The 13,789-nt window shown below is 70.1% G+C and carries 11 protein-coding genes; 3 read left to right on the forward strand and 8 right to left on the reverse strand.

Translation table 11 applies throughout. From position 1 onward, the window contains the following. From ABEG17_RS02970 to ABEG17_RS02995, 6 genes are read right to left on the reverse strand one after another with little or no spacing between them, the layout of a single operon-like run. The gene (locus ABEG17_RS02970; RefSeq protein WP_406831792.1) at window positions 1-1,983 is read right to left on the reverse strand and encodes a VWA domain-containing protein; all 1,983 of its coding nucleotides are present in this window, start codon (window positions 1,981-1,983) and stop codon (window positions 1-3) included. Then, window positions 1,983-3,359: a CpaF family protein gene (locus tag ABEG17_RS02975; protein WP_406831793.1), complete on the reverse strand. Its 1,377-nt coding sequence runs from the start codon at window positions 3,357-3,359 to the stop codon at window positions 1,983-1,985. The genes ABEG17_RS02970 and ABEG17_RS02975 overlap by 1 nt, the downstream gene beginning before the upstream one ends. Further along, the gene (locus ABEG17_RS02980) at window positions 3,356-4,558 is read right to left on the reverse strand and encodes a CpaE family protein (protein ID WP_406831794.1); all 1,203 of its coding nucleotides are present in this window, start codon (window positions 4,556-4,558) and stop codon (window positions 3,356-3,358) included. The genes ABEG17_RS02975 and ABEG17_RS02980 overlap by 4 nt, the downstream gene beginning before the upstream one ends. Before the next feature lie 9 nt (window positions 4,559-4,567). After that, window positions 4,568-5,347 carry a Flp pilus assembly protein CpaB gene (locus ABEG17_RS02985; protein ID WP_406831795.1) on the reverse strand — a complete coding sequence of 260 codons (780 nt, stop codon included), beginning with the start codon at window positions 5,345-5,347 and terminating at the stop codon, window positions 4,568-4,570. 34 nt (window positions 5,348-5,381) lie between these two features. Then, window positions 5,382-5,627, reverse strand: a complete 246-nt coding sequence (locus tag ABEG17_RS02990) for a Flp family type IVb pilin (RefSeq protein WP_406831796.1) — start codon at window positions 5,625-5,627, stop codon at window positions 5,382-5,384. Between the two features lie 52 nt (window positions 5,628-5,679). Next, entirely contained in the window at window positions 5,680-5,853 is a 174-nt protein-coding gene (locus ABEG17_RS02995; RefSeq protein ID WP_406831797.1) for a Flp family type IVb pilin, read from the reverse strand. Between the two features lie 194 nt (window positions 5,854-6,047). On the opposite strand from ABEG17_RS02995, the gene ABEG17_RS03000 reads away from it, so the two are divergent. Genes ABEG17_RS03000 through ABEG17_RS03010 form a run of 3 tightly spaced genes read left to right on the forward strand, consistent with a single transcriptional unit; the run spans window position 6,048 to window position 10,155 of the window. After that, window positions 6,048-7,484: a hypothetical protein gene (locus tag ABEG17_RS03000; RefSeq protein ID WP_406831798.1), complete on the forward strand. Its 1,437-nt coding sequence runs from the start codon at window positions 6,048-6,050 to the stop codon at window positions 7,482-7,484. Then, window positions 7,481-8,884, forward strand: a complete 1,404-nt coding sequence (locus ABEG17_RS03005; protein WP_406831799.1) for a hypothetical protein — start codon at window positions 7,481-7,483, stop codon at window positions 8,882-8,884. Before ABEG17_RS03000 ends, ABEG17_RS03005 begins: the two co-directional genes overlap by 4 nt. Continuing rightward, window positions 8,881-10,155: a hypothetical protein gene (locus tag ABEG17_RS03010; protein ID WP_406831800.1), complete on the forward strand. Its 1,275-nt coding sequence runs from the start codon at window positions 8,881-8,883 to the stop codon at window positions 10,153-10,155. The genes ABEG17_RS03005 and ABEG17_RS03010 overlap by 4 nt, the downstream gene beginning before the upstream one ends. A 66-nt stretch (window positions 10,156-10,221) precedes the next feature. Here ABEG17_RS03010 and ABEG17_RS03015 read toward each other — a convergent pair whose 3' ends face one another. Continuing rightward, window positions 10,222-11,991, reverse strand: a complete 1,770-nt coding sequence (locus ABEG17_RS03015) for an LpqB family beta-propeller domain-containing protein (protein ID WP_406831801.1) — start codon at window positions 11,989-11,991, stop codon at window positions 10,222-10,224. Continuing rightward, window positions 11,988-13,787, reverse strand: a complete 1,800-nt coding sequence (gene mtrB / locus ABEG17_RS03020; RefSeq protein ID WP_406831802.1) for an MtrAB system histidine kinase MtrB — start codon at window positions 13,785-13,787, stop codon at window positions 11,988-11,990. The genes ABEG17_RS03015 and mtrB overlap by 4 nt, the downstream gene beginning before the upstream one ends. Window positions 13,788-13,789 lie beyond the last annotated feature (2 nt).

The following is a 13,789-nucleotide window of genomic DNA, read 5'->3' on the forward strand; positions in this document are numbered from 1 at the left end:
TCAGACCTTCACATCCACGACTTTGCGCATCCACGCATAGCCGATTCCCAGTGAGACGAGCCCCGCGCCGAGCATGGCCAGCCCGAGGGGGCGGGTCCAGAGGAGCTCGACGTATGCCCGGTTGGAGTGCATGGTGAACAGGAAGATCCCGACTGGGAGGGCGATGAGGATGTATGCCGAGAGCTTGCCTTCTGCAGAGAGCGCCTGGACGTGCCTGCCGAGCTCTTCGCGCTCCCGAAGTGTCTTCGCCGTCGTGCGCATGGTCTCGGCGAGGTTGCCGCCCACTTCGCGCTGGATCCTGATCGCCATGGAGGTCCAGCGCATGTTGTCACTGTCCATCCGGTCTGACAGGCGCTCCAGCGCCTCGGCGATGTCGGTGCCGATGCGGGTCTCTGCGAGCGCGCGGGAGAACTCCTTGGCTGCGGGCTCCGCGGCGTCCTTGGCCACGGCGTCGAGCGCCTGCGGGAGGGAGAAGCCGGTGGACAGGCTGCTGGCGATGAGGGTCAGCACGTCGGGGAGCTGGTGATCGAACTTCTTGGCCCGTCGCTTCGCCAGGAAGCGAAGAACCAGAGCCGGCAGGAAGTAGCCGAGCACGAGCCCGAGGACCAGTGCAGCAAGTTTCATGCCCAGGCCTCCGGTGAGCAGCAGCATGGTGACCGCTACCCCGACCACCAGGGACACGAGGCGCAGGACCCACCACTCGCCCGGCCGCAGAGGTAGGTCGGCACGCTCGATGAGCGCCATGGTCTTCGTCGTCGACGAGCGCCCGTCCATCATCTTGTCGCCGAGGAAGACCAGGCTCTCGGAGACCGCGGCCTGGCGGTTCTTCGGACCCTTCTTGGGGGCGGTCTGGGCGACGTACTGGTCGATGCTGTCCACGCGGGTCTGGCGACCGGACCTCATGGATCCGCTCGAGAGGGCGACGCCGACAGCGACCACACCGATGAACACGGCGAGCAGGCCCAGGCCGAGCAGCGGCGAGACGCCGAGGATGGGCAGCTTGGTCCCGGCTGGTGCCGCGGCGATGACGTCCTCCGTGGGGCCGACGACCGGCACCTTGGAGGGGGACGTCGCCTTGGTGGGGAGGGCCACGCCGTCACCGAAGTCGACCAGCGCGGTCGTCGTGAAGGGCGTACCGGCAGCCTGACCCGACACCTTGATGTTCTGCACGGCTGAGACACCGGGCGGAAGGGGCAGTGAGAAGGTGAGCTGGGAGGCCAAGGTCTTGGCTGCCGTGGTGAACGCGCTGGCGACCGCGCCAGCGTTGGCGGCAGAAACGACCGAGCCGCCGCCGGCGTCCGCGAAGCCCTTGAGCACCGAGGCGTTGCCCTCGGTCGACTTGAACGACACGGCCTCGGCGCGGATGTGGTTGGCCTTGAGCGCCGCGACAGCCTGGGCCTGGGTCGCGCGGCTGGCGGTGTCACCGCCGTCCGAGAGGAGCAGGATGCTGCGCTCCCCCGTGGTGCCCAACGTCTTGACGGCCAGGACCATCGCGTCATTGAGGGCGGTCTCGCCGGAGGACTTGAGGTTGTCGACAGCAGACTGGACCTTGCCCTGGTCAGCGGTGGGCGGCAGGCCCACGACGGCCTTGCCCGAGAACGAGACCAGCCCGACCCGGACGTCGGCGGGCACGCTCTTGAGGAACGCGGCAACCGCCGAGCGCACCGTAGCCATACCGGCGTCGCCCATCGAGCCGCTCGTGTCCACGACGAGCACGGCGGTGCGCTGCACCGGGGTGCCCTGACCGGAGGTGATCGCGTCGACGGGGTAGTCCTTGCCCGACACGGTGATCTTGAGGCCGGGGTCGATCGTCGCTCCACCGCTGGCGGAGATGAGACCGATGAGGTTGCCGTCCTTGGCCTCGATGCCGGTGATGGTGACCCCGGGCGAGGTTGCGGCGCTCGCGCTGGTGGCACCGGCGAACAACGCAGCGGCGGTGAGGGCCAGGACGGCGCCCCACCTCCGCGGCACACGAACGAGCATCAGTTCCCCCGGACGAAGATGTTCGGCGCGAGCTCGATGCCCTGGTCGTGCAGCTCGGTGGCGAACTTCGGACGCAGGCCTGTGCTCTTGAGAGTGCCCTTGAAGCGGCCCTGCTCGTCGCGACCGGCGCTGAAGTCGAAGGTGAACAGGTCCTGCATGGTGATGACCTCGCCTTCCATGCCGATCACCTCGCTGATCGCGGTCACGCGGCGGGAGCCGTCCTTCATACGGGCCTGCTGGATGACCATGTCGACGGCACCGGCCACCTGCTCGCGGATGGCGCGGATCGGGAGGTCGACACCGGCCATCAGGACCATGGTCTCCAGGCGGGAGAGGCTGTCGCGCGGGGTGTTGGCGTGGACCGTCGTGAGCGAGCCGTCGTGGCCGGTGTTCATGGCCTGCAGCATGTCGAGGGCCGCGCCGTCGCGGCACTCGCCGACGACGATGCGGTCGGGGCGCATACGCAGGGAGTTCTTCACGAGCTCGCGGATGGGGATCGATCCCCGACCCTCGATGTTGGCCGGGCGGGACTCGAGGCGCAGGACGTGGTCCTGGTGGAGCTGGAGCTCGGCGGCGTCCTCGATGGTGACGATGCGCTCGTCGTCGGGGATGAAGGAGGAGACCACGTTGAGCAGAGTCGTCTTACCCGAGCCGGTACCGCCCGAGATGATGATGTTCCGACGACCGCGGACGCAGGCGGACAGGAAGTCGCGGACCTGGGGCGTGAAGGTGCCGAAGGCGATGAGGTCCTTGTCGGTGAACGGGTCGGTGGCGAACTTTCGGATGGTGAGGATCGACCCGTCCAGGGCGATGGGCGGGATGACCGCGTTGACGCGCGATCCGTCGGGCAGACGGGCGTCCACGAGGGGGCTCGCCTCGTCGACACGACGACCGACGCGACCCACGATCTTGTCGATGGTGCGCCGCAGGTGGGCGTCGGAGCTGAAGCGCGCCTCGACCGGGTAGAGCTTGCCGGCACGCTCGACGTAGATGGAGTCAGGTCCGTTGACCATGATCTCGGAGATCTCCGAGTCGCGAAGCAGGGGCTCGAGCGGGCCGTGCCCGAGGATCTCGTCGGAGACCTCCTGGGAGATCCTGGTGCGGTCCGCGAGGGACAGCGGGGTCTCCTCGTGGTCGATGACCTCCTGCAGCGTGTGCCGCACCTTGGTCTCGAGCTCGGACTGGTCGAGGTGAGGGTCGTACAGCTGCGGACCGAGGGAGTCGAGCAGCGCCTGGTGCACGCTGGCCTTCACGGCCGAGAAGGGGTCGACGACGCGCTGGCGCTCGTGGGCGGCCGGGGTGGGCGTCCCGTTCGCGGCATCGCTGGCGGACTGTTGGTTGCGCCGGACGTTCTCCAGCCGCTCGGCGAGACTCATCGGTTCCCTCCTCGGGAGAGTGACCAGCGGCTCGAACGACCGTTGGAGGAGGCTCCCGGCCTCTGGTCGCCGTCGGCTGCCGCGGGCTCGGGAGCGCGGACGAATCGTTCGGCCAGGTCACGCAACGCGACGCTGACAGGATGCTTCGGCTCGTCGAGGATGATCGGGACGCCACGGTTGACCGAGGCCGGTACGGCCTGGCTGTTGGGCACCATGACGGCGATGTCCTGCTTGAGGGCTGCCACCACGTCCTCGGCCCGCAGCCCGACCTTGGCGTCGGACCGGTTGAGCACGATGAGGCGGGTGTCCTTGGCGTTGCCGAGCAGGTCGAGCGTGTCGAGGGTCAGCCGCAGGTTCTTCACGGCCGGGATGTCGAGGGTCGCGATGAGCACGAGGAGGTCACTGTCGTCGAAGGCCGCGAGGACGTGCGAGGTGAACGCCGGCGGGGTGTCGAGCAGGATGTAGTCGTAGTGACGCTTGGCCACCCGGATCAGCTCGGCGACGATGGACCCCGGGATCCGGTCCGCGTCGCTCGGCTCGGCGGGCGCACTGATCATGTCCAGGCCGCTGTCGTGCTTGGTGATGACCGACTTGATGGCCTGTTCGTCGATGTGCCCGGCCATGCTGACGAGGTCGATGATCGAGTTCTGGGGCAGCATCTGCAGGCTGATCCCGACGTCACCGAAGGCGAGGTCGAGGTCGATGAGCAGGACTTTGGCACCGGTCGATGCGAGGTAGGCGGAGAGGTTGGTCGCAAAGGTCGTCTTGCCTACACCCCCCTTGGCGGAGAAGACCGTCACCACCCGCGCCGACTTCGTGCCTCCGCCGCTGTCGGCGGTGTGACCGGCAACGCGAGAGGTGAGCTCGCGGCTACGCCGAGCTGCATCGGCCAGACCGGTGAGGTCGTCGGCGGTGATCACCTCGCGCACGCCCGAGCGGAGCGCCTGCCCCAACACGTTGACGTCGAGCCGGCGACGCAGGAGCAGCACACCGACCTCGGGACGCTCGACGCGGACGAACTCGCTGAACTGGCAGGCGCTCTCCATGTCGACGTCGGGACCAATGAGGACAAGGGGCTCGTGTGGCGCCTCCTCCAGGGCGCGCACCATGGCGGCCTGCGTGTCCAGCCGGTTGACCTGGCCGACCGCGAAGTCGTAGCGGTCCTTTGCGGCGGGGTCCGCGTCCCACAACAGCGTCATGACGAGCTCCTACTTGGAGAAGAGTGATGCTTCGGAAACAACCTTGCCGAGGTCGATCTTGGCATCCGTGCCGCGCAGTGCGGCGTAGAGCGTGCCGGTCTGGATGCCGTGCACCAGACGGGTGGCATCGGCCGGCGTGACGGCGACAGTCATGAGGGCGCCGAGGACGGGAGCCGGTGCAGCTTCGCCGCCGGCGGCCGGCGCAGCAGCCGGGGTGAGGGATGCCTGCCCCATCGCGATGATGAGCACGTCGTCGAGCAGGACCCGGGTGCTCTGGCCAGCGCTTGCCGTGCCGTTGGCGGGGGTGCTGCTGCTCTTGGCTGCGTCGACCGGTGAGAAAGTGTCGTAGAGAACGACCCTGGAGCCGGGTGTCAGGAACGTACCCACGCGAGCCGGGTCGGACAGCTGCACGGACACGGCAACCATGCCTGCCGGGACAGTGATCGCCTTCTCCCCCACCGGCTTGACACCGAACCGGTCGGCGAGCACGTACTCCCCTGGCTGGATGTCGGTCGTGGCGAACAGGCCGCCATTGCTGCCGTCCACGCCGGCGAGCGCACCAGCAGGAACGCCAGCAGCGGCGACAGAGGTCTTGATGATCAGACCGTTCTGGACCGCGTCCTTGAGCATCGTCCCGGACGGAACAAGCGACTTCACGACGTAGACGCTGGTGGGCTGCTGGGAAGCTACTGCACGAGCGTCGGCGCCTCGCGCGTAGAGAAGGACCGCACCGACACCCACCAAGGCAACGATGGCGGCGGCAAAGATGGCGACGAGTCTGCGTCCCATGGTGGTTTGTGTCCTCGTGTTCAGGGGTGTGTGGCTAGAGCGCGGCGGCCGGGACGTTGAACAGGTGAACCATGTTCTGCCCGAACAGCGTGACGGCGGCGATGATCACCACGGCGATGAGCGAGACCATCAGGGCGTACTCGACGGACGTGGCCCCGCGGTCGTCCCGGTGTGCACCGGGACGACCGCGGACCAGCTCGCCGACGAAGGACGTGGCGCGCACCGTGACTCCGCAACCTGCACCGCGGACGGCATTCCTGGGTGTGGAGCGAGTGTTCACCGTGTCCTCCTTGGTCCGCGGGCTGGAAAGCGCCCGTCGGTCCGGTTGTTCGTCAGATGCTGGTGGCGGCCTTGTTGAAGAGGCTGCTGAGGTTGTTGCCGAGGAGGACGACGGCGGCGATGATGACGATGGCGATCAGGGCGACCATGAGGCCGTACTCCACCGCGGTGGCGCCCTCCTCGCGGTTGGCGAAGCGGGTCTGGAGCTTGGCGACGAACTTGAGCATGGGATGTGTCCTTTCGGGACCTTCGGGCCGGGGCGGGCGCCCCTGCGAGCAGAAGACTCTCAGGCAGGGTGGACGGCGGTAATCGGCTGTCACGCCACACCCCCGTGGGCCCTTCGAGGAACGGACATCAGCCGTTCGGTTGATGCGGTGGGTCGCATCACCGAACTCGCCTGCCTGCGTCGAGAATGGCCCCCATGTCCGGCTCCTCTCCCGCCGCGCTCACCGAACGGTGGGGTCCTTGGATCCAGGCCGGTCTGCTGGCTGTGCTGCCTGTCATCACCGTCCGCGCTGTCGCGGACCCGAGCCCGTGGCTGCACCTGCGGGTCGGGGCCTTCCTGCTGGAGGGTGGTCGCTTCGGGCTCCCCGATCCGTGGAGCCCCCTGGCCGCGCACCGGTACATCCCCACTCAGTGGCTGCCCTCCGTCGTCCTGGCCGAGGGCTACGACCTGTTCGGCATCGCCGCCGTGGTGTGGTCGAGGGGCGTGGCCATAGTCGCACTGGTCCTCGCCGTCCTATGGCTGACGCGGACGGTGAGCAGGCCGGTCGTGGCGGTGCCCGTGACCGCGGTGGCGGTCACCGCGGCGTGGGGCGGGCTGGCCGAGCGTCCACAGCTCGCCGGGTTCGTGCTCCTCGCGCTGGCGATCGGCGCGTGGTGGCGCACCGGTGTCGACCACCGGGCGCGCTGGTGGCTCGTCCCTTTGACATGGTTGGGCGCCTGCACCCACGGTGTGTGGGTGCTCGGCCTGGTCGTGGGCGGCCTGGTCGTCCTCGGGCTCGCGTTGGAGCACGCAGCCACGCGCGGACAGTGGTTCAGGCTCGTCGGCGTCCTCGCTGCATCCTTCATCGCCGCAGGGGTGACGCCCTTGGGTCCCCGCCTGCTGCTCACGCCCTTCGAGGTCGGCTCCAACGGCCGCGAGTTCGTGGCCGAGTGGTTTCCCTCGTCGGTCCGCAGCCCTGACGTGGCCTTGACCCTGGTCATGCTCGCCCTCGTGTATGCCGCGTGGGCGCTCCTTCGCGAGCGCCCTGCGGCCTGGCAGCTGCTCACGTTCCTCGCCGCCATCGCCTTCGTGCTGACGATGCAGCGCACGGTGGCCGTGGGCGCGATCCTCGCGGCCCCCTTGCTCGCCGAGCAGGTCGAGCGCCTGCTCGCGCGCCGACGTGCCGGGCGTGGGCACGAACCGGTCGGGCCGCCGGCTGCTCCCCTCGAGCGGAGGGAGCTCGCCGCCTGGGCGGTGGGCCTCGTCGTGGCGTGCCTCGTCGCAGTCCCCCTCGCGGGCAATCGCGCCGGCACGGTGCACGCGGTGCCGGTCGCCCTGCAGCAACAGGTGCGCGCCCTGCCGCCCCAGACCCGCGTCATCGCGGACGGTGACGTCACGGGCTGGCTGCTCTTCGAGGCTCCGCAGGCAGCTCCTGTGTTCGACCTGCGCATCGAGTCCTACAGCGGCGCCCACGTGAAGGCCTACATCAACGCGATGGAGGCCGGGCCCGGCTGGGAGGACTTCGTCGCGGACGGAGGGGCCACGTCTGCCCTGCTGCCCATGCAGTCGCCCCTGGCCCTGGCCTTGGTCGAGCAGCTGAACTGGTCCGTGGTCGCCCACGGCGACGGTTACCAGCTCCTGGCAGCCTCGTGAGCAGCATCTCCGCGCGCCTGGGCCAGGCCGCCTTCGCGGGCGGCCTGCTGGTCGCGCTCGCGTGGGGCACGGCGCCGTTCGCCGAGGTCGACTCGTGGTGGCACCTGCGGGAGGGTGAGCACATCCTGCAGACCTGGTCGCTCGTCGGGACCGACCCCTGGGCGTCCTGCGCTGACCGCCCCTACGTGGCGACGCAGTGGCTTCCCGAGGCGGTGGCCGCGTGGCTCGTGGGTGCCGTGGGCCTGTGGGGCGTCGTGTGGCTTCGCGCCGTGGCGGTCATCGCGCTCTACCTCGTCCTCTACGTCCTCACGCGCCAGCCCGCCGGCCGGCTGCCCGCCAGCCTGGCGTCGGCCGTTGCCGTCCTGGGGGCCGGTGCCAGTCTCAACCCCCGCCCACAGCTGGTGAGCTTCGTGCTGTTCGCCGTGGTGTACCTCGCGTGGTGGCGGACGATGAAGGACCACCGGCTGCGTTGGTGGCTCGTGCCCGTCTTCTGGTTGTGGGGGTGCTGCCACCCCTTGTGGATGTTCGGCTTGCTCCTCGGCGCCGTGATGTCGGTGTTCCTGGCGGTCCGACCGCGCGACCACCGGCCCGACCGCCGCAATCTGGTCGCCCTCAACGTCGCCTGCGCGGCCGTCCTCGCCATCACGCCGCTGGGTCCGCGCCTGCTGACCGTGCCGTTCGACGTGGCCGGCAATGCGGCCTGGATTGCCGAGGAGTGGCGGGCCACCCCGCTCAACAACGTCTTCGCCTTCGCGACCCTGGGCCTGTTCCTCGTCACCGCCCTCCTGTGGGTCAGGCGTCCCCAGGCACGTCCCCCGTGGCAGTACGCCGTCCTCGCGCTTGGTCTGGGCATGGCGCTGTGGATGTGGCGCCTGGTGCCGCTCGCCTGCATCCTCGGTGCGCCGCTGTTCGCCTCGGCCCTGCAGCACGCGCTGGGTCGCCCCGCCGAGCTGAGGGGTCGCCGGGAGTGGCGGGTCGTTGCGCTCGCTGGGCTGGTGGCGGCTTTGGTCGCTGCCGGGACTGCTGCCGGGCCCAAGGGGGCAGCCGCCCAGACCTACCCGGGGCGCATGGACGGCGTCAGCGCCCGGCTCGACGCGCTGCCGGCCGGGACGGTGGTGCTCAACGACTTCGGCGTCAGTGGGTGGCTGCTGTGGGAGCACCCGGACCTCCACCCGGTGGTCGACCTGCGGGTGGAGATCTACTCCGCCGAGTACCTGCGCAGCTTCATCCGCACTGAGCAGGTCCGCCCCGGGTGGCAGGACTTCATCGCCCGGGTGCAGCCTGACGTGGCGCTCGTCGCCAGGGACTCGGCGCTCGGCGACGCCCTAGTCCACCGTCTCGGGTGGCGCCCGGTCGCCTCGTCCAAGGACTTCGTCCTGCTCGCCCCGGACAGCCCGTGACCGGCGCCACCGGCCACCCGGGCACGGACGTCCCCACGGTGTCCACGGCACAGGCGCCGCCGCGCGCCCCGCAGGGTGTCCGCCGGTATGCCGCCCCGCTGGCCGTGTACGCCGCCACCCGCGTGGTCGCTGCGGTGTTCGTCATCCTCACCGCACCGCGGCGGGTGGTCCGCCTCGAGGACCTGAACGGCTACCACTCCACAGTCCCTGCCGCCCTGCCCGCCGACTACGGGACGGTGATGACCTCGTGGGACGCCCAGTGGTACTGGGACATCGTGCTGCACGGATACGTCCAGCCCGTCGTCGACGGTGCCGGTCACCCGGTGCAGAGCTCGCTCGCGTTCTACCCGCTCTACCCGCTGCTGGTGAAGGCGCTCATGGGCCTGACCGGCCTAGGCTTCGAGGTGGCTGCGCCGACCACCAGCCTGCTCGTGGGTGCCGCGGCAGTCGCCGTCGTCTACCGTCTCGTCGAGGTCTGCCTCGACCGGCGACGGGCGCTGGGCGCCGTGGCGATGCTGTGCTGCTTCATCTCCGCGCCGATCCTGCAGGCCGCCTACACCGAGAGCCTTGCCCTGCTCCTGATCGCCACCGGGCTGCTGCTCCTGCGGCGCCGTCGCTACCCGCTGGTCGCTGTGACGGTCCTTCTGCTCGGCCTGACGCGCAACATCGCCCTCACCTTCCTGCCGGTCGTGCTCGTGCACTGGCTCGTGCGAGAGCACCAGCACCGGGCGGGATCCGGTGACCGTCCGCCCAGGTGGACGTTGGGACTGCTCGCCCTCGCACCCCTCGTGGGGACCGCCTTGTGGCCGGTGATCGCCGGCCTCGTGAGCGGCCGCGCCGACGCCTACCTGACCACGATCCAGGCGTGGCCGGGGTTCACTGGCTCGGCCCTGCGCCCCCCGTGGGCGCAGGCTCTCACCGAGAACGGGGTGGGCGCCTGGGCTGCGGCGATGGTGCTGCTCGGCGTCCTGGTGGTGCTGCTCCTGACGCCCTCGGTCCGCGGGTGGGGGCCGGAGCTGTGGGCTTGGACGGCGTCGCTCGTCGGCTTCGTGCTCCTGACCACGAGCGCCACCACGAGCCTGGCCCGCTACCTCCTGATGGCTTTCCCACTCGGGCTCGTCCTGATGCCGCAGACCGACGAGGCGGGGAGCAGGCGGGTCCAGAACGTGGTCGTCGGCCTGGCCTGCGCCGCGGGACTGACGCTCCAGCTCGTCTGGGTCGACAAGATCCTGGTCTTCGCCGGCACCGGAGGCGGTTGGGGCTTCCCGTGACCAGCCAAGCCTGGACTGCATCGCAGCACTGCGGGCGGCTCTAGCGGGCGGTTCTAGCGGGCGGTTCTAGCGGGCGGGGACCAGCAGGTCGGTGCCTTCGCCGACGCGTTGCCAGCGGCTGCCCGCGCGCAACAGCACCTGACGGCTGTCGGTGGTGACGACCAGACCGCGCTCACCGTTGATCGTGGTGATCGTCCGGGCTCCTGAGATCTCGGGGCCGGCGGTGATCTGACCTCCGAGCGGAACGGTCCACGGCCGCAGCACCTGACCGGCGTTCCGGCGCCCGAGGACCACGAGCGTGGCGTCGTCCACCCACACGACGTCGCGCATGAGCGTCAGGGTCGGGGCCAAGCTGAGAGGAGCCGCCAGCGAGGTGGGCACTCCGTTGGCCTCACGGACGACCCCTGCCACATCGAGGTGAGGTCCCTGGCCCTGCGCATCGGTGCTGACGATCGCGACCCGCTGCCCGTCGGGCGACACCCGGAGGCTCACGATCCGCCGATCGCCCAGCCAGCTCGCGGAGAGCGCCCGTGGCCCCGACTTCGCCGAGTCCGTCGGGTCGGCGGCGGTGTTGACGACCCAGACCTTCGTCTCGTCCTTGTCGCGACCAGCCACCCAGAGCCCGTCCTGGTTGTCATAGGTCGGGCGCGTCAGGTTCGACCCGAAGGTGAGGAGCTGCACCTGCGTCTTGCCACGCCAGCGAGCGAGCTGCCCCCGGTCTCCGCCCACCGCAGCGATCTCGGTGCCTGTCTTGGACATGGCGGGGTAGGCCCAGCCCGTGGGCAACGTCGGGAGGGCCGCGACCACTGTGCCGCTAGGGCGCTGGCCCGGGTCGCCCACCTGCTCCGGGTCGACCGGCACGAGAGTCGTCCCGATCCGCAGCAGAGGCTTCACCAGTGGATCGGCCGGCGTACCGAAGCCCAGCGTCGACAGTGAGTCCAGCGGTCCCTCCACTGCTGGCACCCGCAGGTCGACACCCTCGAGCTGGAGCGCGACGCGGTCGACGCCGGGGGCCTGGCTGACGGTCGCGAGGAACTGGGCTCCCAGGTTCTGGCGCTGCCCCGGGTCGGTGGCCAGCCGCGTCGCCGTCAGGTCGACCGTCGCCGTGCCGGAGTCGATGGTGACCGCGTCGACCGCCAACCGCGTGCCCTGAGGCACGTCACTGCGCACGGCCCCCTTCAGGTAGTCCGGTGCCCCCGAGAGGAGCGAGCGAGCCAGGCGCGTCGCGAGTCCTGTCCCGAGGGACAGCCAGCGCACGTCCGGCACGAGGCGACGCTGCGTCGTCGAGATGAAGTAGATGCGGAACGGGTCATAGAGGCGCAGGAAGTCGGAGTTGCTCAGCCATATGCCGAAGTTCGCGGGCAGCGTGGTGATTCGCCACTCCCCCGCCCGCTGGGCGACGCGGAAGCCCACCTGGACCGTGCTGTCCGCCGGGAGCTCCGTGTAGCGCCCGGTGCCGTCGACCTTCGCTGTCGCGGTGGCCCTCGCCGTGACTTCACCAGGGCCGCTCTGACGGGTGTCGAGGACCGACTCGTTGCCGAAGACCACGACCGAGGTGTCCGGTCGCCATGACGCTGCGGCGTCGGGAGTGAGGTAGGAGCGCGCCACGAGGTACTGGTCGTCGCTGGCGGCCGCTGCGCGGATGAAACCCTCGACCACCTCCTGCGGCGAAGCTCCCGCGCGGATGGGACTCGCCTCCACCCGGATCTCGTTCTCCTGGACCGACCCCACCTCGAGGCCCGGCTGGATCGGCGACTTCGTCGAGAGGCCGCCACCACACGCCGCCAGGAGGGTGGCCACGACCACCGCGAGGACCACCAGGGGGCGCCGCCTCATCGCGGTGGCCCCGGAGCGGCCGGCGTATGGCGGCGATCCACCTGGGACTGCACCACCAGATCCTGAGTTGGTGCGCTGGCCCGGTCACGATCAGTGTCCGCGACGCCACGGTCGCGCGGTGCCGGCGCGTCGCGGGGACGCAACGGCAGCGGCGACTCACCGACAGGTTGGCCGTACGCGCGCGGCAGCGTCAGCCGGAAGCAGGAGCCCTGCCCCGGCTCCCCCCAGGCCTGCAGCCAACCGTCGTGCAGCCGGGCATCCTCCAACGAGATCGCCAACCCCAGCCCGGTGCCCCCGGTCGTGCGCGCTCGCGCCGGGTCGGCACGCCAGAACCTGTTGAACACCAAGGCGGCTTCACCCGGACGGAGTCCGACACCGTGGTCGCGAACGGCCACGGCGACAGCGGTGGCGTTGCCCTCGATCGCGATCTCGACGGGACGCCCCTCACCGTGCTCGACCGCGTTGACCACGAGGTTGCGCAGGATGCGCTCGACCCGGCGCGGGTCCATCTCAGCCTGGGTCGGCCCCTTGGAGGTGACGGTGATGGTGCTGCCCCAGCGCTCGGCCAATGGCTGGGCGGACTGCACCGCGCGGGCCACGGTGTCACGCAGGTCGATGACGTCCACGTCGAGCGCTGCCGCCCCGGCGTCGAACCTGCTGATCTCGAGCAGGTCCCCGAGCAGCTCCTCGAACCGGTCGAGCTCGTTGTGGAGCAGTTCGGCCGACCGCGCGACCGTCGGGTCGAAGTCACGCCGCGAGTCATGGATCAGGTCGCCAGCCATACGGATGGTCGTCAGCGGCGTCCGCAGCTCGTGCGAGACGTCCGAGACGAAGCGTTGCTGCACCCGGGACAGTCCCTCGAGCTGACGGATCTGGGTCTGCAGGCTGTCGGCCATCTCGTTGAAGGACTTGGCGAGCCGGGCGAGGTCGTCCTCCCCTCGGGCGCGCATCCGCTCGTTCAGCCGGCCCGACGACAACCGCTCGGCAACGGTCGCTGCCCGTCGCACCGGGTTGACGACCTGTCGCGTGACGACGTACGCGATGGCTCCGACCAGGGCGACCAGGGCGAACCCCCCGATGGCGAAGGTCCGGGTGATGAGGTCGAGGGTGGCCTGCTCACGCTGCATGGGGAACACGACGTACAGGTCGTACTTCCCGGCTACGGGCACCTCCACCTGCGACCCCACGAGGACGGCGGGAACCCGCTGACCCGTCTGTGGGTCGCTGATGCCGATGAGGGTGACCTGTTGGTGCGTCGGGTCGAGTCGCACCGCCTGCCGCAGGGCGTCGGGGATGCTCGAGAGCCCGATGCCGCCACTGAGCACGGTCTGCACCGACGTGTCCGAGGTGTTGCCGAGGCTGCGGGTGAAGACGAGGTAGCGCTCGTTGTCACCTCCGGGCGCGGCAGCGCTCTTGATGACCTGCTGGGTGAGGATGTCCAGCTCGCCCGAGCTGGTGCGGTCACTCTCGTCGAAGTTGTCCTGCACCGTCTTGGTCAACCGCGACGTCTCCAGCTGCGCGGTCGCCATCCGGTCCTGCTCGAGTCCGTCGGAGATCGAGGAGTAGAGGTAGGAGCCCAGACCGAGGACGACGAGCAGGCCGAGCAGCATCGTCGTGCTGACCACCCGGAACTGCAGCGAACGGCGCCACGCGTGCACCAGCCAGCGCAGCGCCGTACCGGTCGCCACCCGCGCCCCGGCAACGAACCGGCGCAGGGCGCGCAGTCCGGCCTCCCGGTGCTCGGACCCTCGCGGTGTCGGGGTCCGGTCGGGGCCAGGGTCGGCCGAGTCCGACATCG

It is taken from the genome of Pedococcus sp. KACC 23699 (genome assembly GCF_045348425.1).
Lineage (GTDB): Bacteria > Actinomycetota > Actinomycetes > Actinomycetales > Dermatophilaceae > Pedococcus.